This is a genomic window from Variovorax sp. RCC_210, from assembly GCF_041355175.1.
In the GTDB taxonomy this organism is placed as follows: Bacteria; Pseudomonadota; Gammaproteobacteria; order Burkholderiales; family Burkholderiaceae_C; genus Variovorax.
In genome coordinates, this window is sequence record NZ_JBFUPJ010000011.1 from 71,388 (window position 1) to 94,844 (window position 23,457).

The following is a 23,457-nucleotide window of genomic DNA, read 5'->3' on the forward strand; positions in this document are numbered from 1 at the left end:
GCGAAGCTAACCAACACCGTCCACTTTGCGAAACACTATATACCGACTGGCCAAGTAAGCTGTAACCGTGTAAACCGGCATCCCCATCGCTTGGGCAAGATAAGTATTCAGATTCAAGACACTTATCGCAGCAACCACGGCCAGAAGGTTCGCCGCATACGCGATGCCCGTGGCAACGAGAAACTTCGCGACTGCAGGAACCCAATTACCTTGATATGCAAAGGTCCAGCGACTGTTCAACGTATAGCTCACACAGATGCCAACCGCGTATCCAATCGCATTGGCAAGTACGTCACGAACTTCAAGAAAATATTTGGCGGCGAAAATTACAGATAAGCCAACCAGCGTATTAGCAACACCAACCACTAGAAATCGAACAAATTGGAATGAAAGGATTTTCCCGGCAATCATACGAATGCAGTCAAATCAAGTCGCCAACGCCGTGGGGCAGAATACTTGCATGCAACTCAATTTTTGTGCCGATTCAGATTGGCGTGCAATGCGCGCTCGGAACTGAGAAGCTGAGCAATTCCGACCGTCAAACTGCGTGTATCTGGCTTGCCATTCTCTTTCAACACAATTGAACGGAACTGCACGCGCCGAAGGTACAGGCCGGAAGCCTTGCTTGCGCCAGTGGTGATTCGGGGCGATTTTCTTGCGATCCGCCTGAATATGGATATTATTTCTGCAATCGTCGCAGGACGTTCGGACGCAATTATTTTCATCCAAACGCCGGTTTGCCCAGTCAGGCCCCGCAATACCTTAACGATGCTCATCGCCGCGTCGTCGACAGATATGTAGTCCCGTATCGTATCGATGGGTACATAGATACTGACTGGCCGGTTACGAACAATGCTGCGAGCAATGTGGGTCAACAGGCCCTGCGGCTTTCGGGGCGCTTGGCCTGCACCATAGAGCGTGGAAATCCGGGCAAGAAGCATAGTCATATTCGAGTTGCCAGCACCAAAAGCTCGAAGCAACTCTTCCTGTTTCAGTTTTTCCCGAGCATATGCGTTGCTCGGGGCGACGGGTGATGCTTCCGTCACTACATCGACACCACAAGCGCCGTAGATTGCGCCCGCAGAGCTTGAAAAAACGATGCCGCCAGGCATTGCCATCAGAGGCTTGCTTGCTTGAAGCAGCGACAGCAGTCTTTCAATCGCGCGCGTTTCCGGCATCAGGGCTTCCGCAGTGCTGCCCATCGTTCCTACGCCAGCGGCCCAATAGATTTCCCATCGTTCGTGACCAGCAGCATTCAAAGCAAACGTCTCGACCGCCGCTTCAAGTTGCACGGCCAATCGCGACTCGTCGGACCAGTGAAAGCGCTCAGCCGGAGCAAATGATGTTGTCTCATCAAGTGAAAGCGCTCGACCGAAAGCCGAACCCAGCAAACCACGAGCGCCAATCACCCAAGCCAAAATCATGGTCGATTCGATCGCGTCGGCTTCGAACTGACCACGTACAACGGCTTGCCCATGACGATACCCATGGTCACGGCCAAATACTCCGCAATCACACCGAGCGCCGTGAGGATCACGCCGGAGAAAAAGGCCACAACCACCGCGAGTGAAGTCCAGCCTTCAACCGGCACCTGGCCGGTATATTTTTCGTAGATCGCGTAAAGAGCAAACCCAAGCGCGAGAAGAATCGAGAAGAAACCAACGACCGTGATGAGGCGAAGAGGTCTTGTTCCTGTCGTGAGAACGAGGCTCCAGAAATGCCTGATCAAAGAAAGGAAAGAGTATCCCGACGGCCTTCCCATTTCTTCCCTGAGGCGCAAAGGGCAATGCCCCACCCGGCCAGTGATCCAAAACAGTCCGACATCAAGATAGACGCCATTTCCGCAGTAGGCGGAGAGCGTTCGAGCAATTTCTCCGTCGATCAGTCTGAAGCTATTGAAACGTCCAATTGATTTATTGCCCAGCAACCGCTTGCTGATCGCCTTGGCCGTAAAGCTCGCCAAATTCCTGAACCACCCATGCGGCGGAGGATTGGTCGGCTGTGCATAAACGAGTTGCAGCGCATCTTTTTGCGCCATGTCGAGCATTGCAGCAATGCTTTGCGGATCCTGCTGCCCGTCTTCGTCCATTGTGACGACCCAATCGCCGGTCGCGCTCGCCATTCCAGCCATCGTTGCAGCATGCTGCCCATAGTTACGCGACAGCCAGATCGGCTGAACGAACTCATGGATGCCTGCCAGCTGTTCGATGGCAAGGTCTGAACGGTCAGGCCCACAGTCGTGAACAAGCAAGACCTCGCAGACGACGAATTCATTCCCACCTTGCGTCAATTGAGGCTGTGTAAGTTTTACAAGCTCGCCAATGAGCGTGGGCAGCGTTCGCTGCCCGGCGTAGACCGGAATGACGATGGAAACTCGCTGAGGTGTTTTCATTGCTGTGTTCCGGTGGTCGAATGTTTAACGGGTTGCATAGGGACGCCAAGCGTGGCTGCGTATGGTCCCGCTACTTGAATTGGTTGCGAAATCATTGGGCCAAGCAAATAATTGCTAGGCCGTCGACGACAGTCACGGCCTCGACGTCGGGCCACGGCGCCGCCTTCGCGCAATACGCCTCTCCAACGGCATTTTGATCTCCGGACGCTTTCTTGAAGTTGTAGCCCGATACCTCCACCAAAAGCGGAACCTTGGAGTACTCAGGCGAAAACGCAGATATGTTCATATCCCCCTGGATCATGCTCATTCTGGCAGAGTGCCGCCAGCTCCCGCCGCCCACATAGACAAACTGTACTTTTAAAAAATCCGGTCGCTGTTCGAGGCGGGAAACAATTCTGTTCGCTTCCATTCGATCCCAACCGTTGACTCGCTGTTGATCCGCAAATATCTGATTATTGATAAGAATAAATGCAAAAACGGTGAACGCGATCATCGCCGTCGATATTCGAAAAATCCAACCATTCAGAATAGATTTTAAAAACGGCGCGGACAAAAGGATAATCAGGCCAAGAATCACCGGTATCTGCGGAAGCACACGGGCAACTGGATACCAGTCCTTGAATGGAACGATCACACCTACGGTCGCGGGAATGAGCAACGCAACAGCGAGAGCGATTCCAAGAAGATGCAACGTGCTGCCACTTCGAAATATTTTTGTAAAACGCTGAAACAAAACTGCGATCCCAATCACGACGGGCAATCCGATCACAAGCTTCAGCCAATGCGGCGTAATCGGCTCGTTTTTCCAAAACACATTCTGGAAAAGAGCCCAGACCTGAGCCACTCGCTCAGGAATTTCATGCAATGAGATAAATTTCGACCGCCCTGTGGGCTCGATAAATCCAACGCGCTTGAAAGTTGCCAAGATTGCAAGAAACATCAACGCTGACAGTGCACAAATTATTGCAAGCACCACATAATTCCTTGAGCGCGCGGACTCCCGAGGCGCTTTGGCATACTTAGTAACGGAAAATGCCTCGAACAAAAAAGCAAAAATTATTGCCACCGCAAAGTAATTCAGAAACCCCTGATACACGAATAGCATACCAAGCGTGGCGAGCATGCAAATTATGTGTTTACGGAGGCCTGAACTCTTGCTTGACGCAGCTTCCAACGCGACGATTGAAAGCGCCGCAGCAACGCAATAGCCCGGAAGTACCATACGGAATGTCAGTATTTCCGAAAGGTATGGATGTATAACCATTGCCGAGCCAATAAGCGCGGCACCTGGCGCATTCGCAGCACCAACAAATCGCAATATTGCTACTACGAGCGCAGCTTGCAATAACAGGGCGCAAAGTCCAAGCGAAATGTAAAGGTCATTGATATTGACCCCAAGGGAATCGATTCCCCAGTCGAGCGCTCCGAGCAGAAAGCGCCCCTGTGTCAAAAAAACACCCAACTCCCCTTTGTTGAAGCCTTGCCCGAATGCGTAGTCATCAACGGCGAAACCACGAAGCACCGCGCCACCTTTGGCAACAAGTGCAACCGCAAAGAATATCAACAACAATCGGATCTGTCGCTGTATTGGCTGCTCGCCGAACTTGCCGCCAAGAAGCTTCATAGAACTGATAACAGAAGAATCGGACATTCTCATGCGATCTACGCCGCTATGCGAAGCTTTGATTTCACACCTCTTTGTTTTTTCTTCAATGCATTAGAAAAAATATCACTCGGTTCGGCGATGCATCCTGCCGAACTCGTCTGACGAACAAGCGAGACCCGTTTCATGCGTATGGCATGCCCCGTGCCTTTAACGCATTTATGCACTGCGCCTGCAGAAATCGCCTTGAGGTTCCATCCCCAATCCTCATATCCCATCTGCGCAAGAAGGTCCGTTTCCGGGTATGGATTTTCAACCAAGAAATCCTTTCGAACGAAGCACAGCGATGTCCAATAGTTGACCAACGCCAAACCCGCTAAATCAAAGGCTTCGCTCTCGCTGTCGATATGGACAAACACATGAGGGTCGTGCCCGAAATAAACATTCAACTCAGGATGAAGCACAAGTTCACGTGGGTCTGATCGCGCCATGTCGAACGCTTTGACGATCCAGCTCCTTTCCCATAAGTCATCGCCATCAAGAAAGGCGACATATTCTCCTTGGGCGAGCAAAGCAGCCTGATTTCGGCAATGTCCCACATCGCCATAGTCCATGGGAATTATTCTTGCATTGTCGATACCGGCAATGCAGCGTTGAACGACTTCCTTGGTCAGTTCGTCCGAGCGATCCATGGCCACCAGCAGCTCGACAGTCAGATTTTTTTCACGTGCTGATTCAAAACACCTGCGAACACTGTCCAGCGTGGGCTTTAGCAACAAGCCTTCCCTGTGTGCGTTCACAATCGCGGTTACGTCAACCTTCGACATTTGCAACTCCGCTACTTGTCTTTGAAGGCACGAAAAGCTTCGACTTGAACGCGCTCCACGAGCGCTCTGTCCCCAACTTTTTCTTCATTGCTTCCTGACGCCTTGCGACCTCTGCGGGGTCGCCGATGATCTGCTGAATTGCCGCGCAATATGCGTTTTCGTCGTCCAATGCATCGATCAACCAACCTGTTTCCTGCGTGACCAATTCCGATACTCCACCGACATTGCTCGCGATGATCGGAACGCCTGCTGCTGCCGCGTTGATAAGAACCGTTGGCATTCCCTCGAAGCGCGACGTAAAAAGAAATGCGCTGTATTTTTCCAGAGGAAGCTTGTTGAACGATGAGAAAAACCCCAGGACGCTGACGTTTTGAAATCCGCTCGCGAGCGACTTCAATTCGGTCTCGCGCGCGAACTCGCCTCCTCCATAAATATCCAGTGAAACAGGCGGCTTCTTTTTGATAATTCGAACCAGTAATTCCGTATTTTTTTGATAGCAGAATCGTCCGGCCCAGAATACCGCGGGCTGGGAATTGGCCAACGCTTCATTTCCATGCGAGGGATGAACGCCGTCCAATGCGGGCTGCGGCAAAAACTTCAACTTCTGCTTGAGAGATTTTGTTAGTCCGAATCTTTCGGCTACTTCGTCCAAAAACACCTGAGTATCGAAATAAACCGTATCGACATTCATGATGCCAGTCCGGAAGTGGGTATCTGCATAACCTGCACCACGGCCATCTTCAGTGAAATCACGGCAAAACAATGCAACATGAATTCGGCAGATTTTCTTGAAGGCGCGGCCCTTTTCCAGAATGGCGTCCCAGCACGCCAAGCTGTTCACATTCATGATGGACGCGGGTTGAATCGCGAATATCAGTGCTTCGACAATTCGTTGCCGGTTTTTTTGATTTAGCTTTGCGTCGTAGTCGGAAAGAACCAGCACTTGCGTTCCCGTGGGCAGCCAATCGAAGGCATCCACGTTTGCATGGTCCGTCAACACCAGCAGCACGGCCCGGACACCCAGTTTTTCCTGAGCCGCCCGCACCATGTTGACGCCAGCCAAGTCTGCGCCGCCCTTGACCAGCCAAGGCATGAAAAGAATGTGCTCGATACCGTCTGGAAGATCGTTGAAGATCTCACGCCAGGCGACACCGAGCTCGTCGACCGGCATACTGAAATTCGGTCGAAGCCGAAGATGCTTGCCATGTAAGGGATGGCAAGCTTCGATTTCGGGGTCGAGTGCCATTAAATCTGCGACCGTTTGCTTCACGACGGCCGAGATCCTTGGATTCATGCCCTTGAAGCGGCCTTCCTTGATTCCGTGCTCCAGATAGTGGAGCAGAGGGTGCACGTTGTGCAAAACGACATCGGGGTAGATGTCCCCGTACCACGCACAATCGAATTCTTCGCTTCCCTTGAGTCCTTCGAACCCGCCATATCGCAGGAAATGCAAATAAGGATCCTGACCATGGAGGTGAGGATAGGTCTCCAGATACCACTCGGGATCGAACAGATCGGTGGCACGAAGAATTTCGAGGTCGCGAGCCTCTTGCTCGCTCAGCAGCACGCCGTTGATTGAATAGGCGTTGGGAGAACCGGCAACACCTGAATAGGTGCCAGCTATTTCGCGGCCTTCGCTGGTTCCCCACTGGAGATAGTGGACAAGTGGATTTGCTCCGCTGAGCGCAACATCCTTGTACGTCTGGAGATACCACGCCGAGTCGAATTTCTCGCTGGGAGCTCTTCCTTCTTTCCCCCCGAAACGAAGGAAGTGCGACAACGCGTCCTTGGCTGAAACGTCTGGGTTCCTCGTTAGATACCAGTCCCTGTCGAAGAGGCCAGACCTTTTAACCAGGCTGGCGGCTCGATATTCCCTCACATACCGGACAGCGCGTACCAGCACATCCTTGACATTCATTATCTACTTCCACCACTCATTAACCTGCATCATTGCAAATCCGCTCAGTCCGTTCGAAGGCTTCAAAAAAGGTGCCGATGCCGATAACATCGTCAAGCTCGCAGTGAATTGAAACAGCCTAATTTCGCTCAGGAAATTTTGTGCGGAAAACGGAAACTTTTCAGTCGAAAATATTTGCCTGCTTCAGCGGCAAACCTCCGCTGTCCTTTTCCGACAATTGCGGCAGGACGCCGATATCGGGCCATTCGATACGCAGATCAGCGTCGTTCCAGGCGATGCACCTTTCGTGCTCGGGCGAGTAGTAGTCGGTGGTCTTGTACAAGAAATCCGCGCTTTCGCTCAGAACGAAGAACCCGTGCGCGAACCCCGGCGGAATCCATAGCTGCTTGTGGTTCTGGTCGTTGAGTTCGGTGCCGACCCAATGGCCGAAGGTCGAAGACGAGCGCCTGATGTCTACTGCCACGTCGAACACCGCGCCGCGGGCAACGCGCACCAGCTTGCCCTGCGCATTCTGAATCTGGTAGTGCAAGCCTCGGAGCACGCCACGCGACGATTTGGAATGGTTGTCTTGGACAAATTCAAATTTCTTGCCAACGGCTTCGTCGAATGCGCGTTGGTTGAAGCTCTCGAAAAAGAAGCCACGTGCATCGCCGAACACTTTCGGCTCGATGATCAGCACCTCGGGAATGGCTGTCTTGATCACGTTCATGAACGAACCTCCTCGGCGAGCAGGTGGTTCAGGTATTTGCCGTAACCATTCTTTTGCAGCGGCGCAGCCAACTTGGCCAACTGCTCACGATCGATAAACCCGTTGCGCCAAGCGATTTCTTCCGGGCAGGCAATCTTCAGCCCTTGACGATGTTCAAGGGTCGCGATGAATTGGCCCGCTTCGAGCAGGCTCTCATGCGTGCCGGTATCCAGCCACGCATAGCCGCGCTGCATGATCTGCACGCTGAGTTGGCCTAGGTCGAGGTAAGCCTGATTGACCGCCGTGATTTCCAACTCGCCGCGCGCGCTCGGCTTCACCGCCTTGGCGATGTCCACCACCTGGTTGTCATAGAAGTACAGGCCCGTCACCGCATAGCTGCTCTTCGGCTTCAGCGGCTTTTCCTCGATGCTGCTGGCCTTTCCTGCCGCATCGAACGCAACCACACCGTAGCGCTCCGGGTCATGCACGTGGTACGCGAACACCGTCGCACCAGCGTCCTTCGCATCGGCGCCGCCCAGCAGGTGCGCCAGATCGTGCCCATAAAAGATGTTGTCCCCCAACACCAGCGCACTCGGCGAATTCCCCACGAACTGCTCACCGATGATGAACGCCTGCGCCAGCCCGTCCGGGCTCGGCTGCACCGCGTACTGCAGGTTGATGCCCCACTGGCTGCCGTCGCCCAGCAGCTGCTGGAAGCGAGGCGTGTCCTGCGGCGTGCTGATGATCAAAATGTCGCGCATGCCGCCGAGCATCAGCGTGCTGAGGGGGTAATAGATCATCGGCTTGTCGTACACCGGCAGCAGTTGCTTGCTCATGGCCAGCGTGGCCGGGTGCAGGCGGGTGCCCGATCCACCGGCCAGGATGATGCCCTTGCGTTGCGTTGTCGTGGTCATGCGTTTCTTCTCGTGTGAATTCGCTTCTTGTCGTCTGTTCTCAGAGCGTTTCGCGCAGCATGCGCGCAACGCCTTCCTGCCAAGGCGGCAGGCGCAGGCCGAAGGTGGCCTGCAGTTTGGAAGTGTCCAGGCGCGAGTTGTGCGGCCGCTTCGCCGGCGTCGGAAACGCGCTGGTCGGCACGGCCTCGACGGCATCGGGGCCCGCCTTCAGCTCGACACCCGCCTGCTGCGCCAGCTCGAGCACGAAGCGCGCGTAGCCGTGCCAGGTGGTCTCGCCGCCGGCAATCGCGTGGTACAGCCCGGCTTTCGACGGGTCTTGCAGCGTCGCGCGAATGGCGTGCGCGGTCACGTCGGCCAGCAGTTCCGCTCCGGTGGGGGCGCCGAACTGGTCGTCGATGACGGTCAGCTTGTCGCGCTCCTTGGCCAGCCGCAGCATGGTCTTGGCGAAGTTGCCGCCCCGCGCCGCATACACCCAGCTGGTGCGAAAGATCAGGTGCTTCGGGCAGTTCTGCGCCACCAGCTGCTCGCCCTCGAGCTTGGTCTGGCCGTATACGCTGAGCGGGCCGGTCGCGTCGTCTTCCTTCCAGGGCTTGCTGCCGCTGCCGTCGAAGACGTAGTCGGTCGAGTAATGCACCATCAGCGCGCCGATCTGCCGGGCCGCCTCGGCCACCACGCCGGGCGAGGTGGCGTTGAGCTTGCGCGCGAACTCGGGCTCGCTCTCGGCCTTGTCGACGGCGGTGTGCGCCGCGGCATTGACGATGACGTCGGGGCGCACCTTGAGCACGGTCTCCGCCAGCTGCTCGGGCCGGCTGAAGTCGGCGTGGAAATCGGTGCTGTCGAAGTCGAGCGCCACCAGCTCACCGAGCGGCGCCAGGCTGCGCTGCAGTTCCCAGCCGACCTGCCCGCCCTTGCCCAGCAGCAGCAGCTTCATGCCGCGGCCTTCGTCGGTGCGGTCGATGCTGCAGGTGCGGCGTCGTATTGCTTTTCGACCCACTCGCGGTAGGCACCGCTTTGCACGTTGTGCACCCACTCGCTGTTCGCGAGGTACCACTCCACCGTCTTGCGGATGCCGGTGTCGAAGGTCTCGGCGGGCTTCCAGCCGAGTTCGCGCTCCAGCTTGCGCGCGTCGATGGCGTAGCGGCGGTCGTGGCCGGGGCGGTCGGTGACGTACGTGATCTGCGCGTTGTACGGCTTGCCGTCGGCCTTGGGGCGCAACTCGTCGAGCAGCGCACACACGGTGTTGACGATCTCGATGTTGGGCTTCTCGTTCCAGCCGCCGACGTTGTAGGTTTCACCGAGCCGGCCGGCCTCGAGCACGCGGCGGATGGCGCTGCAGTGGTCCTTCACGTAGAGCCAGTCGCGCACCTGCATGCCGTCGCCGTACACGGGCAGCGGCTTGCCGGCCAGCGCGTTGACGATCATCAACGGGATCAGCTTCTCGGGGAAGTGGAAGGGACCGTAGTTGTTCGAGCAGTTGGTGGTGAGCACCGGCAGGCCGTAGGTGTGGTGCCAGGCGCGCACGAGGTGGTCGCTGGCGGCCTTGCTCGCCGAGTACGGGCTGTTGGGCTCGTACTTGTGCTCTTCGGTGAAGGCGGCGTCGGTCTTGGAAAGCGAGCCGTACACCTCGTCGGTCGACACGTGCAGGAAGCGGAAGGCGGTCTTCTCGTCGGCCGGCAGCGCGCTCCAGAAACCGCGCACCGACTCGAGCAGGCGGAAGGTGCCGAGCACGTTGGTCTGCACGAAGTCTTCGGGGCCGTGGATGGAGCGGTCGACGTGCGACTCGGCGGCAAAGTTGACCACGGCGCGCGGCTTGTGCTCGGCCAGCAGGCGGTCGATAAGGGCGCTGTCGCCGATGTCGCCCTGCACGAAGATGTGTCGGGGGTTGCCCTTGAGCGACGCGAGGGTCTCGAGGTTGCCCGCGTAGGTCAACTTGTCGAGATTCACGACCGGCTCGTCGCTGTTCGCGATCCAGTCGAGTACGAAATTGGCGCCAATGAAGCCAGCGCCGCCGGTAACCAAGATCATGGAGTCCCCTGAATGTTGGAAGTCATCGCCTTGTCGCAATGAACGTAACGCGCGATTATCCCATTGGGTCAACAGGCCGAAACACAAGACGTTACCGTTCTCTTCACCCCGTGTTTACAATCGCGGCACTGCAGGAGAGCGGGCCACCCGGTGGCCCTACCGAAGGCGCAAACTCCCATAAACGCTCAGGTCGGCCCGACGAAGTCTTGAAAAGGCTTCGGCAAGGGGTCAGTACTGCACCACATCAAACGCCGTCTGGAGAGCCATCGCACCGTTCATTGGTCGCGATGCACCGAAGGAGCAAACCCGTTGCAATGGCGCAACAGGTGAATCTCTCAGGTACCGAGGACAGGGGGAGCGGCAACTTGGACTTCGGTCGTCCGGTTGCCTGCTATTGATTCAATAGCACACCACGCCCGTCGTTCAAGCGCTGCAACCTCAAAGGTACTTGAAATGCGCGTGATCGTTCTTGGCGCCGGCCTGCTCGGCGTGACCTCGGCTTACTACCTCCAGCAACTCGGCCACGAAGTGACCGTGATCGACCGGCAGGCCACCCCGGCCGCCGAAACCAGCTTCGCCAACGGCGGGCAGATCTCGGTGAGCCATGCCGAACCCTGGGCCAACCCCAGCGCGCCGCTCAAGGTGCTGCAATGGCTGGGCAAGGAAGACGCCCCGCTGCTCTTTCGCATCCGCGCGGACATGCGCCAGTGGCTCTGGGGCCTGCAGTTCCTGCGCGAATGCACGCCGGCGCGCACCCGCCACAACATCGAACAAATCGTTCGCCTGGGCACCTACAGCCGCGAGATGTTGCAACAGTTGCGCCGCGACACGCGAATCGACTACGACCAGCGCACCCAAGGCATCCTGCACTTCTATACGACGCAGAAGGAGTTCGACGGCGCCCTCGCCCCCGCCGAGCAGATGCGCGCCCTGGGCTGCGAACGCCAGGTCATCTCGGCCGACGAGGCGGTGAAGATCGAGCCAGCCCTCGCCCACATCCGCCCGAAGCTGGCCGGCGCCACCTTCACGGCCGAGGACGAGTCGGGCGATGCCAACCGCTTCGCGCGCGAACTGTCGAAGCTCGCCGCCGCGGCCGGCGTGAAGTTCCTCATGAGCCACACCATCACCGCACTGCGCGAAGCCGGCGGCGCCATCGACCACGTCGAGGTGACCGACAACGAAGGCCGTTTCCAGCGCATTCGCGGCGACGCCTTCGTGATGGCGATGGGCTCGCTGAGCCCGCTGCTCGCCGCGCCGCTGGGCATCCGCCTGCCGATCTACCCGGCCAAGGGCTATTCGGTGACGCTGCCCGTGAAGGACGCCGCCAAGGCGCACCAGGTCTCGCTGACCGACGACGAGTTCAAGCTGGTGTTCTCGCGCTACACCTCGGAGACGGGCGACCGCCTGCGCATCGCCGGCACGGCCGAGCTCAACGGCTACGACCGCGACCTGAACCAGGTGCGCTGCGAGGCCATCGTGCGCCGCGTCGAAGAACTGTTCCCCGGCGCCGGCGACACCACGCAGGCGCAGTTCTGGACCGGCCTGCGCCCGGCCACGCCGAGCAACGTGCCGCTGATCGGCAAGACCAAGCTCGCCAACCTGTTCCTGAACACGGGCCACGGCACGCTGGGCTGGACGCACGCGTGCGGCTCGGGCAAGTCGATCGCCCGCATCGTGAGCGGGCTGGCGCCGGAGGTCGATTTCGCGTTCACCGGCATGCCCGCGCCGCAGCCGCGCGTGCTGCAGCCGGCCTGATCGACTCGACCGGCCTGCGGGCCGGTCAGTCGTTGCTGGTGAACACCGTCAGCACCCCGGTATAGCCATACAGGTGATGCCGGGCGATTTCGCCCGCCGCGAAGAACCCCACCAGCGGCACGTCGCCCAGCGCGTGCCGCACGATCTGCAGCTCCGCGCCCGGCGCACCGAAGTGCGGTCCGCCGCGCCCGGAGCAGCTCACGTACACCGCGCCCGCGATGCGCCGCGCCGGGTGCGGGGCCGCCTCGGCCTCGCCCGCGGCCACGGCGCGCGCGGTGGCCAGGGTCTGTTCCTCGGGCTCCAGCTCTTCGCGGATTTCCGCGCAGATGCGCATCAGGTCGGCCCGCGCGGCCTGCGCGTTGCGGCGGCAGAAGGTCAGGCGCATGCCGGCCTCGGCGGTGTCGGCAATGGCGATGCCGCGCCGCGTGGGGTCCAGGCCGATGATGTGGCGCACCAGCACGTCGGCGCCCAGGTCGCCGGTGCGGCGGATGCCGTCGCTGCCCGCGTCGGCCAGCCCGACCAGCGTGTTGCGCACGGCGTCGATGGCCTCCTGCGGCCGCTCGAGCGACACCTGCAGGTCGGCCAGCAGCACGTCGAGCGCAGGCTGGCCGTCGAGCTTGAGCAGCAGGTTGCCGTCGGCCTCGGTGATTTCGCGCTCGCGCACGGCGCCCGAGCGCAACGGCTGGCAGCCCTGCGTGACGCGCGAGACCACGCGCACGCCCTCGCCGAACACCACGCCCGACATGCCGCCGGAAAACACCCCGCCCGCCGCCCCGTGGCCGCGGATGTTGCCGTTGCCGCCGATGGCGAACTGCAGCGAGCCGCCGCGCCCGGAAGACAGCCCGCCGAACAGGTAGCCGGTGTCGGTGCGCCCGGCCATCTCGCCGACCAACTCGGCCAAGTCGGGCGTGGCAGGGTCGGCATGCACCAGCGCCGTGTGCGCCTCGAAGCCGCTCATCTCCGAATTGCCCAGCGGCGCCACGCCCGAAAACACGCGGTACTGATCGCTGGGCAGCGCGCACAGCATCAGGCTGATGCCGGGTTCGTCGAAATATTCGGCATTGTTGGCCGACACGCCGATGCCGACGGTGCCCGACCAGTCCGTCACCTCGGGCAGCTCGGCGCTCAGGTGGTCGAGGATGTCCTGCGCCTCGCTCGCGTAGTGGTCGGTGATGTAGAGCAGCCCGAGCGTGGGGGCTGACGCGTAGTCGGGCAAGGCCATCTGCGCGCGCAACTGAGCCAGCACGAGGCCGGCTGCCATGCGCCACTGGGGATGGGTGGCATGACCGGAGGGAAACAACTTCATGATGCGTGCCGACCCGTTCTCTTCAAAAAATATGCGTGTATGACGTCAGCGCCGCGCGGAGGTTCGCTTGCGGGCGGCGGTGGCGGTCTTCTTTTTGGCGGCCGGCGCGGCAGGGGCCTTGCCGGCGGCGGACTTCGCGGCTGACCTGGCCGCCGTTTTAGCGGCGGTCTTGGCCGCTGGCCTGGCGGCGGCCTTTTTCGCGGCCGCCGGCTTGCCCATCACCTTGCCCACGGCATCGGCCAGTGGCTGGGCCATCGCGGGCACCTTGAGCTGCGCGGCGTCCTGCAGCGCGGTGCTGGCGATCTGCTGGAACTGTTCGGTGAGCGCGCCCCACCACTGCATCGGGTCGACCACGCCGGCAGCGCCGGCTTTCGCGGACCCGGATTTGCCTGCAGCCGCCTTGGCGCGCGACTTCGCGGCCGGTGCTTCTGCTTCTTCGTGCTCGGGGGCTTCCTCATCAGCCTCCTCGATTTCCTGGTCCTCCTCGTCCTCTTCAGCCTCCTCGACCTCTTCGGGCTCGGCCCGTCCAGTCGCCCAAGGCGCCGCGGCCGGAGCAGGTGAAGCCGCCGCGGGCGCCGGCGCCATCGCGGCCGCCTGCTTGGTGAACGCGCTGGCGATGTCTTCCATGCGCACGTTCATGCCGCGCAGGGTCGACAAGGTCATCTTCTGCACCTCGAGCGCCTGGATGGTCGCCTTCAGCGCATGGCCGTTCTGCTCCAGCCAGTACTGCACCGTCTTGAGTTCCTGGATGCGCTTGTCGACCTCTTCCACGCTCAGCGTGGGCGCCACCCAGCTCGCCAGGCTCGGAATGCCGGGCACCGAGCCCGCCCCGGCACCGGCGGCGGCACCCCCGGCAAGGTTCTTCAGGAAGTCGAATCCGGGGACGAACTGGCTGAAGTCGAAGGGCTTGTTGGCATTGCTCATGGGCGGGGGTCTCCAGGCTGGGTTTTCTTGTGTTGCCAGCTTACTCCAAGGCCCGGTGCGCGCGCCGCCCTCAGACCCCGTCGCGCACCTTGCTGAACACCTTCCAGAAGGTGGCGTCCTGCGAGGTGGCGAAGTTGATGCGCATCATCGTGCTCGGCGGCCGGCGCGCATGAAAGAGCGAGCCCGGCGCCAGCAGGTAGCCCTGGTCGAGCATGCGCTGGGTGAGCGCGTCGGTGTCCACCCCGGTGTCGACCCAGCCGAACAGGCCCGCCGGCTCCGACGCGAAGGTGCAGCCGTGCGACATCGCCAGCTTCACCGCCCGCCCGCGCGCGCCGTCGAGCCGGATGCGCACGCGCTCCGAATGCCGGCGCAGCTGCCCCTGGTCGATGCACCACGACAAGGCCCGCTCGAACAGCGTGGGCGAGGTCAGCGTGGCCAGCAGCTTGGTCTCCAGCAGCCGCTCCTTCAGCGCGGGCGCCGCGGCCAGGAAGCCGATGCGCCAGTTGGGCGCCAGAATCTTCGCGAAGCCGCTCACGTAGATGGTGCGCCGCAGCCCGTCGAGCGCGCTCAGCCGCGTGGCGTGCTCGGGCGCGAGGTGGCTGTAGGTGTCGTCCTCGACGATGTGAAAGTCGTGCTCGTTGGCCAGCTGCAGCACACGGTGCGCGCTGCCAGGCGTCAGGCTGTAGCCCGTGGGGTTGTGCAGCACGCTCACGCTCACGAACAGCTTGGGCTGGTGCAGCTTGCAGTACTGCGCCATCACCTCCAGGTCGGGCCCGTCGGCGCGCCGCGGCACCGGCAGGATGCGCATGCCCAGGGCCTCCAGCCGCGCGAACTCCAGCGCCCAGCCCGGCTCCTCGACCATCACCGGGTCGCCGGCGCGCAGCAGCGTGCGGCTCACGATGTCCAGCGCATGCGTGGCGCCGATGGTGGTCACGATCTGATCGGGCGACGCCGGAATGTTGATGCCCACCAGCTTCTGCGACAGGCTGCGCCGCAGGCTGGTGTCGCCCGACGGCTCGCCGTATTGCAGCGACAGCTCCTGCAGCGCGGCCGTGCTGGTCATGCGCCGCACGGCGGTGGGCATGAAGGTCGATGCCATCCAGTCCGGCGGGAACACACCCATGCCCGGCTGCGGCTTGTCGCTGGGGCGGTGGAACATGCTGCGGATCAGCGAACTGGCGTCGGCCGGCACGCGCGAGGCCATCATCTGCACGGCCATGGCGGCCGGCATGCCGGCCACGCCGCTCGGCTCCACGCCCGTGCCTGAATTGCCTGAGCTGCCCGAACTGCCCGAACGGCCGTCGTTCGCCGGCGCGGCGTCGCGCACATAGAAGCCCTTCTGGCGCCGCGCCTCCACCAGCCCCTGCGCCAGCAGCTGGTCGTAGGCGGCCACCACCGTGTACGGGCTCACGCCCTGCTGCCGCGCGCATTCGCGCACCGAGGGCAACCGGGCGCCGGGTGGCAGCAGCCGGGTGCGGATGCGCTCGGCCAGGCGGTCGGCCAGCTGGGCGGTGAGCGACTGGGTGGAGGTGCGTGTCAGCATGCGTTCGGCGCTCTCGCGGCAGGAGCGCCGGCCCTCTTGAGGCGGCGCTGTGTCGACGGATTGACCAATACAGATTCCCCGATTGTTCGATCATCTGTACTGGCACTGTAATGGTCTGAAGTTTAGAGTGTGTGTCATGAACTGGCAAGAATTCACCGCGCTGCTGGTGCTGGCCACGGCGATGAGTTTTTCGCCCGGTCCCAACACCACGCTCTCCACGGCCCTGGCGGCCAACGGCGGGCTGCCGCGCGCCATGCGCTTCGTGGTGGCCGTGCCCATCGGCTGGACCTTGCTGCTGGTGCTGTGCGCCGCCGGCCTGGGCGCGCTGGTGGTGGCGGTGCCGCCGCTGCGCGTGGCCATCAAGGCGCTGGGCATCGGCTACCTGCTGTGGCTGGCCTACAAGCTCAGCGGCAGCGCCACCCTGGGCAAGGCCGACGGCGCCCGGCTGTCGGTCGGGTTCGGGCAGGGCGTGATGCTGCAGTTCGTCAACATCAAGGCCTGGCTGCTGGCGCTCACGCTGGTGGCGGGCTGGATCGCCGGGCAGCCCGACGCGCTGGCCCGCTTCGCCATCGTGGCGCCGGTGATGCTGTTCTTCGCCTTCACCAGCAACTTCACCTACGCGCTGGTCGGCGCGCTGTTGCGCGACTGGCTCGCCAAGGGCGCGCGGCTGCTGTGGTTCAACCGCGCCATGGCGCTGGTGCTGGTGCTCACCGCGTGGTGGATGGTGCGCGTATGAAGCTCGACCTGAAGGACGAGACGCTGGGCATGTGGCTCGGCGTGCTGGGGGTGGCGATGTTCGCCGTCACCCTGCCCATGACGCGCCTGGCCACCGGCACGCAGGAGGCGCCGCAGCTTTCGCCGTGGTTCGTCACGCTCGGCCGGGCGGCGCTGGCCGGCCTGCTGTCGGCGGTGTTCCTGCTGGTCACGCGCTCGCCGCGGCCCGCCGCGCACCAGTGGAAGTCGCTGGGCGTCGCGGTGCTGGGCAACTGCATCGGCTTTCCGCTGCTGCTGGCCTACGCGCTGCGCGTGGTCACGGCCAGCCATGCGGCGGTGGTGACGGCGCTGCTGCCGCTGGTCACGGCCGCGGTGGCGGCCTGGGTGCTGCACCAGCGCGCGCGGCTCGGCTTCTGGGTGTGCGCGGTCGCGGGCAGCCTGCTGGTGGTGGTGTTCTCGGTGCTGCGCGCGAGCCAGGCCGGTCACGCGGGCACCGGTTTCGGCTTCGAGTGGGCCGACCTGCTGCTGGTGGGCGCGGTCATTGCCGCCTCGTTCGGCTACATCTACGGCGCGCAGGTCACGCCGTCGCTGGGCGCGGAGCGCGTGATCTGCTGGGTCTGCGTGATGGCCCTGCCCTTCACGCTACCGGCCACGCTGGCGCTGTGGCCCACGCAGCCCATCGCCACCACGTCGTGGCTGGGCTTCGTGTACGTCGGCATGTTCTCGATGTGGATCGGCTTCTTCGCCTGGTACCGCGGCCTGGCCCTGGGCGGCGCGCTGCGCGTGAGCCAGACGCAGCTGCTGCAGCCCTTCCTGTCGATCCTCGCGTCCATCCCCATCCTGGGCGAGCCGCTGGACCTGGTGACGCTGGGCTTCGCCGTCGCGGTGGTCGCCACCGTGGTCATCGGCAAGCGGCTGTCGCAGCCGGCCGGCGCGGCCCACCCGGCCCACCCGGCGAAGGCGGCCGCGCGGAAAATAGCGCCTGCCGCCGCCGGCAAGGCGAGCCCGCGCGGACGCTGATCCGCCTGTACCCTCTCGTTCGAATTTCACCTCTCCGCCTGAAAGAAGCACCCCATGAACTGGAAACTCGCCGCACGTGCCGCCAAGATGAACCCCTCGGTGCTGCGTGAAATCCTCAAGGTCACCGAACGCCCCGGCATCATCAGCCTGGCCGGCGGCCTGCCCTCGCCCAAGACCTTCCCGATCCAGGCCTTCGCCGACGCCTGCGCCGAAGTGCTGCACACCGACGGCCAGGCCGCCCTGCAGTACGCCGCCAGCGAAGGCTACGCGCCGCTGCGCCAGGCCGTGGCCGACATGCTGCCCTGGGACGTCGACGCCTCGCAGGTGCTCATCACCACCGGCTCGCAGCAAGGCCTCGACCTGGTGGCCAAGGTGCTGATCGATCCGGGCAGCAAGGTGCTGGTCGAGACGCCCACATACCTGGGGGCGCTGCAGGCCTTCGGCCCGATGGAGCCGCACCCCGTGGGCGTGGCCAGCGACGACGACGGCGTGATCGTCGAAGACCTGGTGGCCAAGGCCGGGGACGCGCGCTTCGTCTACCTGCTGCCCAACTTCCAGAACCCCACCGGCCGCACGATGACCGAGGAGCGCCGCGCCGCCGTGTCGGCCGCCGCCGCCGAGGCCAACCTGCCGATCGTCGAGGACAACCCCTACGGCGAGCTCTGGTTCGACGAAGCCCCGCCCCTGCCGCTGGCCGCGCGCAACCCCGAAGGCGTGATCTACCTGGGCTCGTTCTCCAAGGTGCTGGCCCCCGGCCTGCGCCTGGGCTTTCTGGTGGCGCCCAAGTCGATCTACCCGAAGCTGCTGCAGGCCAAGCAGGCCGTCGACCTGCACACGCCGATCTTCACGCAGCGCATGGTGTCCTCGGTGATGAAGGACGGCTTTCTCGACCGCCACGTGCCCACCATCCGCGCGCTGTACAAGAGCCAGCGCGACGCCATGATCGCCGCGCTGCAGCGCGAGATGAAGGGCCTGGACGTGAAGTTCAACGCCCCCAAGGGCGGCATGTTCCTGTGGGCGCGGCTGCCCGAGGGCATCGACACCGTCACGCTGCTGCCCAAGGCGGTGGAGCGCAACGTGGCCTTCGTGCCCGGCGCGCCCTTCTACGCCGGCGAGGGCGATCCGCGCACGCTGCGCCTGTCGTTCGTGACGGCCAGCGTCGAGCAGATCGACGTCGCCATCGCGGCGCTGGCGCAAACCCTGCGCGAAGAGCTGGTGCTGCTCGGCGACAAGACGCTGGCCGCAGCGCAGATCTGAGCCTGAGCCTGAACCCGCGCCCGAACCGCACACCCACCCTTTCCAGGAGCCCGCCGTGATCGGCCTCGCCACTCTCTCGCTGTTCCTGCTCGCGGTGCTGGCGCTGTTCCTGTCGCCGGGCCCGAACATGGCCTTCGTGCTGTCGCACGGCGTGGCCCATGGCCCGCGCGGCGGCTTCGCGGCGGCGCTGGGCATCTCGGCGGCCGACCTGGTGCACACGCTGTTCGCGGCCACCGGCGTCACCGCGCTGGTGGCGGCCTGGCCGCCGTCGTTCGACCTGCTGCGCTACGCGGGCGCGCTGTACCTGGTGTGGCTGGCGGTGCAGGCGTTGCGTGGCGGCGGTGCACTGCGCATGGGCGCGCAGGCACAGCCCGCCGGCTTCGGCCGCATCGTGCACATGGCGCTGCTGAACAACCTGGTCAACCCGAAGGCGCTGCTGTTCTTCATGGTGTTCCTGCCGCAGTTCGTCGACCCCGCGCGCGGCAGCGTGCCGCTGCAGCTGGTGCAGCTCGGCGTGGTGCTGTCGCTGGCCGCGCTGGCGTTCAACACCCTGCTGGGCGCGTGCAGCGGCCAGGTCGGGCGCTGGCTGCAACGCCGCCCCGGCGCGGCCCGCCTGCAGGGCAACCTGCTCGCCGCCGTGATGCTGGGGCTGGCGCTTCGGCTGCTGTTCCTCGAGCGGCCCGTGCCGCGCTGAGAAGGAAACCCATGAATGTCCTGAAGATCGCAGCCTTCTCCGATGGCGAGACGGGCGGCAACCCCGCCGGCGTCGTGATCGACGATGCACGCCATGCAGCCGATGCATTGCCCGACACGGCACGCATGCAGGCGCTGGCCGCCGAGGTCGGTTTCTCGGAAACCGCCTTCGCCGCGCGCACCGACGACGGCTGGCGCGTGCGCTACTTCTCGCCGCAGACGGAGGTGCCGTTCTGCGGCCACGCGACCATCGCGCTGGGCGCTGCGCTCGCGCTGCGGCACGGCGACGGCGTGTTCGCGCTGACGCTCAACCACGCGCGCATCACCGTCGAAGGCCGGCGCGACGGCGCCTTGGTGGCCGCCGCATTGCAGTCGCCGCCCACGCGCAGCGCGGCCGCATCGCCCGAACTGGTCTCGCAGGCGCTCGCCGTGTTCGGCTACGGGCCCGACGACCTCGACCCGCGCATTGCGCCGGCCGTCGCGCATGCGGGCGCCGATCACCTGGTGCTGGCGCTGAAGAGCCGCGCGCTGCTGTCGGCCATGCGCTACGAACTCGAAGCCGGTCGCGCGCTGATGAACGGCGCCGGCCTCACGACCGTCGTGCTGGTCCATGCCGAGAGCGCGCAGCGCTTTCACACCCGCAACCCCTTCGCCTCCGGCGGCGTCTACGAAGACCCCGCGACCGGCGCCGCCACCGCCGCGCTGGCCGGCTACCTGCGCGACATCGGTTGGCCGCACGGCGGTGCCATCGACGTGGTGCAGGGCGAAGACATGGGCATGCTGTCGAGGCTGCGCGCAGACATCGCGCCCGAAGCGGGCAGCTCGGTGCGCGTGTCGGGCACCGCGCGCGTCATGGCGAACTGAACCGATCCATCAACGAAAAACGAGAGAGAAGACAACCATGCTCAACATCTGGGGCCGCATCAGCTCGATCAACGTCCGCAAGGTGGTGTGGTGCGCGCAGGAACTCGGGCTCGACTTCCAGCGCACCGAGGCCGGCGGCAAGTTCGGCGTGGTGCAGACGCCCGAATACCTGGCGCTGAACCCGAACGCCATGGTGCCCGCCATCGACGACGGCGAGGGCGACGAGCGCGTCACGCTGTGGGAGTCGAACGTGATCGTGCGCTACCTGTGCGCCAAGCATTCGCACGGCACCTTCTACCCGAGCGCGCTGCCCGCGCGCTTCGACGCCGAGCGCTGGATGGACTGGCAGCAGACCACGCTCAACCGCGCGAGCCGCGACGCCTTCGTGCAATGGGTGCGAACGCCGCCGGCCGAGCGCAGGCAGCCGCTCATCGACGCCTCGGTGCGCGAGAGCGAGGCGCTGTTCGCCATGCTCGACGCGCACCTCGGCCAGCGCGCCTTCATGGGCGGCGACAGCTTCACCATGGCCGACATTCCGGTCGGCTGCGAGGCGCACCGCTGGTTCGGCCTGCCCGCGGCCGAGTACCGCCGCCCGACCTGGCCGAACGTGGAGCGCTGGTATGCCGAACTTCTTTCCCGCCCGGGCGCGCGCGGCGTGCTCGACCTGACCCTCGAATGAACCCCATGAAATCCCGCCCCTTCAAGCAAGTCGACGTCTTCACCGCCACCCCCTACTACGGCAACCCGCTCGCGGTGGTCATCGACGGCCAGGACCTCGACGACGAGGCCATGCAGCGCTTCGCGCGGTGGACCAACCTGTCGGAAACCACCTTCCTGCTGCCGCCGACCGACCCCGCGGCCGACTACCGCGTGCGCATCTTCACGCCCGGCGGCGAGCTGCCCTTTGCCGGCCACCCGACCATCGGCAGCTGCCATGCCTGGCTGCAGGCCGGCGGCAAGCCCAAGGCGGCCGGCCAGGTGGTGCAGCAGTGCGGCGCCGGGCTGGTGCCGCTGCGCCGCGAAGGCACGCGGCTGGCCTTCGGCGCGCCGCCGCTCAGGCGCAGCGCACCGAGCCCCGCGCTGCTGGCCAAGGTGGCCGGCGCGCTGGGCCTGAAGGCGCAGCAGATCGTCGCGGCGCAGGTGCTGGACAACGGCCCCGTGTGGTTCGGGCTGCTGGTCAACGACGCCGACGCCGTGCTCGCGCTGCAGCCCGACCACCGCGCGCTGAAGGAGCTGGGCGTGAAGGCCGGCGTGGCCGGGCTGCCGCTCGCCCACGACACCTCGCTGCTCATCGGCCGCTCCAACCGCGAGGCGCGCGCCTTCGGCAACCGGCCCGCCACGCCCAACGAAGACGGCGCGAAGATCGACCTCGAGGTGCGCGCCTTCGCCGAGCCCATCGGCGTGCAGGAAGACCCGGTCACCGGCAGCCTGAACGCGAGCCTGGCTGAATGGCTGATCGCCGACGGCCACATGCCCGAGCGCTACCTGGCCGCGCAGGGCCAGTGCCTGGGCCGCGCGGGGCGCGTGTACATCGAGCGCGACGCCGCCGGCAAGATCTGGGTCGGCGGCGACGCCGTGACCTGCGTCGACGGCCACGTCACGCTGTAGAAATCACGCGAGACAAACGCAAGCGCCCCACAAGGAGACCCCCGCACCATGCACGCGCAGCTCGACCACCTCGTGATTGCCGCCGCCTCGCTGGACGAGGGCGTGGCCTGGTGCGAAGCCACGCTGGGCGTCGCGCCGCAGCCCGGCGGCACGCACCCGCTGATGGGCACGCACAACCGGTTGCTGAACATCGCGAGCGACGCCTTTCCGGCGGCCTACCTCGAAATCATCGCGATCGAACCGGGCAAGCGGCCGGCGCGCCCGCGCACGCACCGCTGGTTCGACCTGGACGACAGCGCGCTGCAGGCCGGGCTCGCGCAGCGCGGGCCGCGGCTGATTCATTTCGTGGCCCGCGTGCCCGACGCGCAGGCGGCCACGCACGCGCTGGCGCACGAAGAGCATGCACACATCGACCGCGGCCCGCTCATCCAGGCCTCGCGCGACACGCCGGCCGGCCGGCTCGAATGGCAGATCACCGTGCGCGACGACGGCCAGCGCCTGTTCTACGGCGCGCTGCCCACGCTCATCCAGTGGGGCCCTGTGCACCCGACCGACGCCCTGCCCAGCTCGGGCCTGGCGATGCGCACGCTGCGCGCCGTGCACCCGCGCGCACCGGCGCTGGCCGCCGCGCTGCAGGCCGTGGGCATGCACACCATGCCGGTCGATGCCGGCCCGCCCAACCTCATTGCCGTGCTCGACACGCCGCGCGGCCCCGTCACGCTCGAATCCAAGGGACTCTGACCATGCTCAGCCTCGCCGAAATCGCCTGGTTCGCGCTGGCCTCGCTGCTGCTGGCGCTCACGCCGGGGCCGAACATGATCTATTGCGTGTCGCGCACGCTCATCCAGGGCCGGCGCGCGGGGCTGATCTCGCTGGGCGGCGTGCTCACGGCTTTCCTCGTGCACCTGTTCGCCGCCGCGCTCGGGCTCACCGCACTGCTGCTGGCCGTGCCGCTGGCGTTCGACGCCATTCGACTGGCCGGCGCGGGCTACCTGCTGTGGCTGGCGTGGCAGGCCGTGAAGCCGGGCGGCAACGCGCCCTTCGAGGCGCGCGTGCTGCCGGCCGACCCGCCGGCCAGGCTGTTTCGCATGGGCTTCCTGACGAACCTGCTGAACCCGAAGGTGGCCATGTTCTACCTGTCGTTCTTTCCGCAGTTCATCCACCCCGAGCGCGGCTCGGTGCTGCTGCAGAGCATGCAGCTGGGCATCGCGCAGATGGCGACCAGCGCGGCCGTCAACACGGTGATGATCGTCGGCGCCGCGAGCATCACGGCCGTGCTGTCGCAAAGCGCGGGCTGGCTGCGCGCGCAGCGCTATGTCATGGGCAGCGTGCTGGCGGCCTTGGCCGTGCGCGTGGCGCTGACCGAACGCAAGTGATTCCCCGGAACGCAAAGACAACCACCGAAA

General features: G+C 64.0%; 23 protein-coding genes and 2 riboswitches. Of the genes, 10 read left to right on the top strand and 13 right to left on the bottom strand.

The features are described from left to right. Positions 1-6: 6 nt before the first annotated feature. From AB6807_RS26530 to rfbB, 10 genes are all read right to left on the bottom strand, one after another. Positions 7-411 (bottom strand): GtrA family protein, encoded by a 405-nt coding sequence (locus AB6807_RS26530; protein WP_371086890.1) that lies wholly within the window; start codon positions 409-411, stop codon positions 7-9. A gap of 56 nt (positions 412-467) precedes the next feature. Continuing rightward, positions 468-1,424, bottom strand: a complete 957-nt coding sequence (locus AB6807_RS26535) for an NAD-dependent epimerase/dehydratase family protein (protein ID WP_371086891.1) — start codon at positions 1,422-1,424, stop codon at positions 468-470. Beyond that, on the bottom strand, positions 1,421-2,392 hold the full coding sequence (locus tag AB6807_RS26540; RefSeq protein ID WP_371086892.1) for a glycosyltransferase: 972 nt from the start codon (positions 2,390-2,392) through the stop codon (positions 1,421-1,423). The genes AB6807_RS26535 and AB6807_RS26540 overlap by 4 nt, the downstream gene beginning before the upstream one ends. 91 nt (positions 2,393-2,483) lie before the next feature. After that, the gene (locus AB6807_RS26545; protein ID WP_371086893.1) at positions 2,484-4,043 is read right to left on the bottom strand and encodes a glucosyltransferase domain-containing protein; all 1,560 of its coding nucleotides are present in this window, start codon (positions 4,041-4,043) and stop codon (positions 2,484-2,486) included. Positions 4,044-4,054: 11 nt separating this feature from the next. Continuing rightward, positions 4,055-4,822, bottom strand: a complete 768-nt coding sequence (locus tag AB6807_RS26550) for a glycosyltransferase family 2 protein (RefSeq protein WP_371086894.1) — start codon at positions 4,820-4,822, stop codon at positions 4,055-4,057. Then, positions 4,809-6,740, bottom strand: coding sequence for a glycosyltransferase (locus AB6807_RS26555; RefSeq protein ID WP_371086895.1), 1,932 nt, complete (start codon positions 6,738-6,740; stop codon positions 4,809-4,811). Before AB6807_RS26555 ends, AB6807_RS26550 begins: the two co-directional genes overlap by 14 nt. A gap of 160 nt (positions 6,741-6,900) precedes the next feature. Then, complete coding sequence (gene rfbC, locus AB6807_RS26560; RefSeq protein WP_371086896.1) at positions 6,901-7,449, bottom strand: dTDP-4-dehydrorhamnose 3,5-epimerase; 549 nt, start codon at positions 7,447-7,449, stop codon at positions 6,901-6,903. Then, positions 7,446-8,342, bottom strand: a complete 897-nt coding sequence (gene rfbA, locus AB6807_RS26565; RefSeq protein ID WP_371086897.1) for a glucose-1-phosphate thymidylyltransferase RfbA — start codon at positions 8,340-8,342, stop codon at positions 7,446-7,448. The genes rfbC and rfbA overlap by 4 nt, the downstream gene beginning before the upstream one ends. 40 nt (positions 8,343-8,382) lie before the next feature. Then, positions 8,383-9,273, bottom strand: a complete 891-nt coding sequence (gene rfbD / locus AB6807_RS26570; RefSeq protein ID WP_116910733.1) for a dTDP-4-dehydrorhamnose reductase — start codon at positions 9,271-9,273, stop codon at positions 8,383-8,385. Further along, positions 9,270-10,367, bottom strand: coding sequence for a dTDP-glucose 4,6-dehydratase (gene rfbB, locus AB6807_RS26575; RefSeq protein WP_286516986.1), 1,098 nt, complete (start codon positions 10,365-10,367; stop codon positions 9,270-9,272). Before rfbB ends, rfbD begins: the two co-directional genes overlap by 4 nt. A 121-nt stretch (positions 10,368-10,488) precedes the next feature. Next, positions 10,489-10,578: riboswitch (glycine riboswitch) on the top strand. 34 nt (positions 10,579-10,612) lie between these two features. Then, positions 10,613-10,729, top strand: a riboswitch (glycine riboswitch). Between the two features lie 91 nt (positions 10,730-10,820). Between rfbB and AB6807_RS26580 the strand changes: the two genes are divergently transcribed. After that, positions 10,821-12,122 carry a D-amino acid dehydrogenase gene (locus AB6807_RS26580; RefSeq protein WP_371086898.1) on the top strand — a complete coding sequence of 434 codons (1,302 nt, stop codon included), beginning with the start codon at positions 10,821-10,823 and terminating at the stop codon, positions 12,120-12,122. 25 nt (positions 12,123-12,147) lie between these two features. On the opposite strand, the gene AB6807_RS26585 is transcribed toward AB6807_RS26580, so the two are convergent. From AB6807_RS26585 to AB6807_RS26595, 3 genes are all read right to left on the bottom strand, one after another. Beyond that, complete coding sequence (locus AB6807_RS26585) at positions 12,148-13,428, bottom strand: FIST C-terminal domain-containing protein (RefSeq protein ID WP_116910736.1); 1,281 nt, start codon at positions 13,426-13,428, stop codon at positions 12,148-12,150. 45 nt (positions 13,429-13,473) lie between these two features. Next, on the bottom strand, positions 13,474-14,352 hold the full coding sequence (locus AB6807_RS26590; RefSeq protein ID WP_371086899.1) for a PhaM family polyhydroxyalkanoate granule multifunctional regulatory protein: 879 nt from the start codon (positions 14,350-14,352) through the stop codon (positions 13,474-13,476). A 70-nt stretch (positions 14,353-14,422) separates the two neighbouring features. Beyond that, positions 14,423-15,895, bottom strand: coding sequence for a PLP-dependent aminotransferase family protein (locus AB6807_RS26595; protein ID WP_371086900.1), 1,473 nt, complete (start codon positions 15,893-15,895; stop codon positions 14,423-14,425). Positions 15,896-16,031: 136 nt separating this feature from the next. Here AB6807_RS26595 and AB6807_RS26600 point away from each other — a divergent pair, with 136 nt between their 5' ends. Genes AB6807_RS26600 through AB6807_RS26640 form a run of 9 tightly spaced genes read left to right on the top strand, consistent with a single transcriptional unit; the run spans position 16,032 to position 23,427 of the window. Then, complete coding sequence (locus AB6807_RS26600; RefSeq protein ID WP_116910739.1) at positions 16,032-16,631, top strand: LysE family translocator; 600 nt, start codon at positions 16,032-16,034, stop codon at positions 16,629-16,631. Further along, complete coding sequence (locus AB6807_RS26605; protein WP_371086901.1) at positions 16,628-17,629, top strand: DMT family transporter; 1,002 nt, start codon at positions 16,628-16,630, stop codon at positions 17,627-17,629. Before AB6807_RS26600 ends, AB6807_RS26605 begins: the two co-directional genes overlap by 4 nt. A gap of 54 nt (positions 17,630-17,683) precedes the next feature. Continuing rightward, entirely contained in the window at positions 17,684-18,886 is a 1,203-nt protein-coding gene (locus tag AB6807_RS26610; protein ID WP_371086902.1) for a PLP-dependent aminotransferase family protein, read from the top strand. 55 nt (positions 18,887-18,941) lie between these two features. Beyond that, the gene (locus AB6807_RS26615; protein WP_371086903.1) at positions 18,942-19,580 is read left to right on the top strand and encodes a LysE family translocator; all 639 of its coding nucleotides are present in this window, start codon (positions 18,942-18,944) and stop codon (positions 19,578-19,580) included. Positions 19,581-19,591: 11 nt separating this feature from the next. Next, a complete protein-coding gene (locus AB6807_RS26620) occupies positions 19,592-20,443 on the top strand; it encodes a PhzF family phenazine biosynthesis protein (RefSeq protein WP_371086904.1) in 852 nt (283 codons plus the stop codon). Positions 20,444-20,480: 37 nt separating this feature from the next. Further along, on the top strand, positions 20,481-21,122 hold the full coding sequence (locus tag AB6807_RS26625) for a glutathione S-transferase family protein (RefSeq protein ID WP_371086905.1): 642 nt from the start codon (positions 20,481-20,483) through the stop codon (positions 21,120-21,122). A gap of 5 nt (positions 21,123-21,127) precedes the next feature. Beyond that, positions 21,128-22,051, top strand: a complete 924-nt coding sequence (locus AB6807_RS26630; RefSeq protein WP_371086906.1) for a PhzF family phenazine biosynthesis protein — start codon at positions 21,128-21,130, stop codon at positions 22,049-22,051. Positions 22,052-22,099: 48 nt separating this feature from the next. Continuing rightward, a complete protein-coding gene (locus AB6807_RS26635) occupies positions 22,100-22,792 on the top strand; it encodes a VOC family protein (protein ID WP_371086907.1) in 693 nt (230 codons plus the stop codon). A gap of 2 nt (positions 22,793-22,794) precedes the next feature. Then, a complete protein-coding gene (locus AB6807_RS26640) occupies positions 22,795-23,427 on the top strand; it encodes a LysE family translocator (RefSeq protein WP_286516997.1) in 633 nt (210 codons plus the stop codon). Positions 23,428-23,457: the final 30 nt, after the last annotated feature.